Source organism: Protofrankia sp. CiP1_Cm_nod1 (assembly GCF_920888515.1).
Taxonomy (GTDB): Bacteria; Actinomycetota; Actinomycetes; order Frankiales; family Frankiaceae; genus Protofrankia.
Genome location: NZ_CAKKTM010000396.1, coordinates 1 through 3,765, shown reverse-complemented (window position 1 = coordinate 3,765; position 3,765 = coordinate 1). Strand labels below are relative to the sequence as shown.

At 74.4% G+C, this 3,765-nt stretch carries 5 protein-coding genes; 3 read left to right on the top strand and 2 right to left on the bottom strand.

Annotated features, from left to right (window positions below):
- Positions 1–245: DnaJ domain-containing protein (locus NBX02_RS17940; protein WP_250292332.1), on the bottom strand; the 245-nt coding region annotated here is incomplete at its 3' end.
- A gap of 44 nt (positions 246–289) precedes the next feature.
- Between NBX02_RS17940 and NBX02_RS17935 the strand changes: the two genes are divergently transcribed.
- Positions 290–1,069 carry an SDR family oxidoreductase gene (locus tag NBX02_RS17935; protein ID WP_250292330.1) on the top strand — a complete coding sequence of 260 codons (780 nt, stop codon included), beginning with the start codon at positions 290–292 and terminating at the stop codon, positions 1,067–1,069.
- 24 nt (positions 1,070–1,093) lie between these two features.
- Here the strand turns inward: NBX02_RS17935 and NBX02_RS17930 are convergent, their stop codons facing one another.
- A complete protein-coding gene (locus NBX02_RS17930) occupies positions 1,094–1,882 on the bottom strand; it encodes a sulfite exporter TauE/SafE family protein (protein WP_250292328.1) in 789 nt (262 codons plus the stop codon).
- Between the two features lie 104 nt (positions 1,883–1,986).
- On the opposite strand from NBX02_RS17930, the gene NBX02_RS17925 reads away from it, so the two are divergent.
- Positions 1,987–3,096, top strand: coding sequence for an amidohydrolase family protein (locus NBX02_RS17925; RefSeq protein ID WP_250283457.1), 1,110 nt, complete (start codon positions 1,987–1,989; stop codon positions 3,094–3,096).
- A gap of 128 nt (positions 3,097–3,224) precedes the next feature.
- The gene (locus NBX02_RS17920; RefSeq protein WP_250292326.1) at positions 3,225–3,695 is read left to right on the top strand and encodes a VOC family protein; all 471 of its coding nucleotides are present in this window, start codon (positions 3,225–3,227) and stop codon (positions 3,693–3,695) included.
- Positions 3,696–3,765 lie beyond the last annotated feature (70 nt).

Genomic DNA, 3,765 nt, shown 5'->3' with positions numbered 1-3,765 from the left:
TGCCCCGACATGCCACCGGCCGCCCGGCCGGGCACGGGGTGGGCGCGCACGCGCCGGTCGTAATCACGCCGCCGCTCGGGATCGCCCAGCACCTCGTACGCCCTGCGGACCTGCCGGAAGGCGTGCTCGCTACCACCGGTGTCCGGATGGGTGCGCCGAGCCGCCCGCCGGTAGGCGGCCACGATCTGGGCCTGGGAGGCTGCCGGCGGCACACCGAGGACGTCGTAGAGTGAGAGCGGCGCCACGAGTCATCTCATACCCGGCCAGCGCGCCTGATCCCGGAGGTCACATGGATCTGCAGCTCGCCGGGCGGGTCGTCCTCGTCACCGGGGGCTCCGACGGGCTGGGGGCGGCCGTCGCGCGTGCCCTCGTCGCCGAGCGGGCGCGGGTGGCGATCTGCGCCCGTGACGAGGCCCGCCTGAAGCTCACCGCGGACGAGCTGCGCGCCGCCGGCGGGGACGTCCTTGCCGTACCGGCGGACGTCACCGACGTCGACGCGCTGGACCGTTTCGTCACCGCGGCCCACAGCCGGTGGGGCCGGGTGGACGCGATCGTCAACAACGCCGGCCGGTCCGCGGGCGGGGAACTGGCCGCCGTCACCGACCAGCAGTGGCAGGACGACCTGGAGCTGAAGCTGTTCGCGGCGATCCGGCTGTCCCGGCTGGCGCTCGACCAGCTGCGCGCCTCGGACGCCGCGGCGGTGGTCAACGTGCTCGCGACGGCGGCGAAGGCACCGCCGGCGGCGTCGCTGCCGTCCTCGGTGTCCCGGGCCGCCGGGCTGGCGCTGACCAAGGCGCTCGCCGGCGAGTGGGGCCCGCACGGGATCCGGGTCAACGCGGTGCTGGTCGGCCTGGTCGAAAGCGGCCAGTGGGAACGGCGGGCCGCCACCACCGGCACCCCCGTCCGGGCGTTGTACGAACGGATGGCGCGTGACGCGCGGATACCGCTGGGCCGCGTCGGCCGGGCTACGGAGTTCGCCGACGTCGTGACCTTCCTGCTCTCGCCGCGCAGCTCCTACGTGACCGGGACCGCGCTCAACGTCGACGGCGGCCTGTCCCCGGTGGTGTGACCACCCCGCCGGCCGGCGGCGCTGTCAGCCGGTGGCGATGAGGACGGCGGCGACGACCACCCCGAGGACGGTCACGGTCGCGCGCAGCGCGGCGGCCGGCAGCAGCCGGGCGGCCCGCGCGCCGAGCACCCCGCCGACGCCGGAGGCCAGCAGCAGGACGGCGGCGAACCCCCAGGCGACCCGCGCGCTCACCACGAACACGGCGATGCCCACCGCGTTGACACCGAACGACAGCAGGGTCTTGGACGCGTTCGTGCGCTGGAGGCCGTCCGGCATGAGGATGCCCAGGACGCCGAGCAGCAGCACGCCGAGGCCCGCGCCGAAATAGCAGCCGTAGGCCCCGGCCACGAACACCCCGGCCCGGGTCGGCCAGGTCACAGCCACCCCACAACCACCCCGTCGCCGGGCCACTGCCTGCCCGCTGGCCCGTCGCCGGGCCACGATGGCGGCCAGTCGCGGCTGGCCGGCGAGCAGCAGGCAGGCCACCAGCACCAGGTAGGGAACGACCACCCGGAAGGAGCCCGCCGGGGCGGCCAGCAGCACGACCGCCCCGGCCAGCCCGCCGAGCAGCGCCGGGCCGGCCAGCGCCCGCAGCCGGGCGGCCTGCCCGGTCAGCTCCCGGCGGTAGCCGAACGCGCCCCCGGCGTATCCGGTGACCAGCCCGACCGAGCAGGTGACGTTCGCGGTGAGCGCGGGCATCCCGGTGGCGAGCAGCGCCGGGAATACGATCAGGGTCCCGCCGCCGGCCACCGCGTTCACCGCTCCGGCCAGCAGGCCGGCGGCCGCGACGCCCACGGTGTCCAGGACTCCCATGACACGCACGCTCTCACGGCCATACCCGCGGCAGGCCGCCGTTCTCCTCGTCCGGACATGTGCTCTTCTCGTCCGGACGGGTGCTCTTCGGCTACACAGGTGGGGTGGCTGCTTCCGAGACGTTGAGGATCACAGGCCCGGTGCTGGTCGGCCCCGAGGAGGTCCGGGACGGGCTGTGGGCCGTGGACGGCAGGATCACGTTCACGGCCCCGACCGGCGCCCGCGCCGCCGGCGCGCGCACGGTGCCGGGCTGGGTGCTGCCCGGCCTGGTGGACGCGCACTGCCATGTGGGGCTGGACGCCCACGGCGCGGTCGACCGGGACACCGCCGAGCGGCAGATCCGCACCGACCGGGACGCGGGCACGCTGCTGATCCGGGACGCGGGCTCGCCCGCGGACACCCGCTGGGTGGACGACCGCGAGGACCTGCCCCGGCTGGTCCGGGCCGGCCGCCACATCGCCCGGACGAAACGGTACATCCGTAACTACGCCGTGGAGATCGAGCCGGCGGAGCTGGCCGCCACCGTCACCGAGCAGGCCCGCCGGGGCGACGGCTGGGTGAAGATCGTCGGTGACTGGATCGACCGGGGCACCGGGGATCTCGCCGCCTGCTGGCCGCGTCAGGCGGCCGAGGCCGCGATCGCGGCGGCCCATGCCGCCGGCGCCCGGGTCACCGCGCACTGCTTCGCCGAGGACTCCCTCGCCGACCTGGTCGAGGCCGGGATCGACTGCGTCGAGCACGCGAGCGGGCTGACCGCCGAGACGATCCCCCTCTTCGTCGAGCGCGGCGTCGCCATCGTGCCGACCCTGGTCAACATCGCCACCTTCGAGGGCATCGCCGCCGGGGCGGCGGAGAAGTTCCCCGCCTACAGCGCGCACATGCGGGCGTTGCACGCCCGCCGCTACGACACCGTCCGCCAGGCGTACGAGGCGGGCATCCCGATCTATGTCGGCACGGATGCCGGCGGGTCGCTGCCGCACGGCCTTGTCGCGGACGAGGTCGCCGAGCTGGTCCGGGCCGGGCTGCCCCCGGTGGCGGCCCTGTCGGCGGCGACCTGGGCCGCGCGCGCCTGGCTCGGTTTCGCCGGGCTGGCCGAGGGGGCGCCGGCGGATCTCGTCGTCTGTTCGGAGGACCCGCGGGTGGACGTCCGGACGCTCGCCGAGCCGTTGCTGGTCGTCGTGCGTGGCCGGGTGGTGGCGGGCAGGGGCGCATGACGCAGGCGTCCGGGCAGCCGGTGGAAGTACGTTTCCGAGGTCGGGTTCCCGACGTGGGCAAAGCCGTGTTCTCGGGCACAACATCGGGAAGAAGAAGCCCGGCGCAACCACGTCGAAGGAGTTCTCCGATGCTCACACGCCCCCGGTGGACGCACGTGGCCCTCCCGTCCAGCGATATCGACGCCTCGATCGACTTCTATACGAGGATGACTCCGCTCGTGGTGGTCGCGACCCGTCAGGACGTCGCCGGCCGCAGCGCGTGGCTGTCCAACGACCGGCAGTGGCAGGACCCGTTCGTGCTGGTCCTGGCCGAGTTCAACGCCGAGCGTGGGCACCGGCAGCCGACGATGACCCCGTTCGCGCACATCGGGATCGAGGTGACGCAACGCGCCGAGATAGACGCGATCGCCGACCGGGCGAGAGCCGCGGGCTGCCTGCACTGGGAGCCGCAGGACCTGCCCGACCCGGTCGGCTACGTCTGCGCGGTGACCGACCCGGACGGGAACGTGATCGAGTTCAGCCACAACCAGAAGGTGTTCCAGACCATCCGCGAGCTGTGGGGCCCCGCCGCGCGCGCCCACAGCAACGGTGTCAGATAAGCCACCAGCCGGCCGCCAGGCAGCCGGAGCCGGTAGCGTCCGGGACTTGTGGCGAGACCCGGGCACAAGG

Coding starts and splice junctions, on each gene's coding strand:
- NBX02_RS17935 (WP_250292330.1), top strand. CDS start 290: ATGGATCTGCAGCTCGCCGGGCGGGTCGTCCTCGTCACCGGGGGCTCC.
- NBX02_RS17930 (WP_250292328.1), bottom strand. CDS start 1,882: ATGGGAGTCCTGGACACCGTGGGCGTCGCGGCCGCCGGCCTGCTGGCC.
- NBX02_RS17920 (WP_250292326.1), top strand. CDS start 3,225: ATGCTCACACGCCCCCGGTGGACGCACGTGGCCCTCCCGTCCAGCGAT.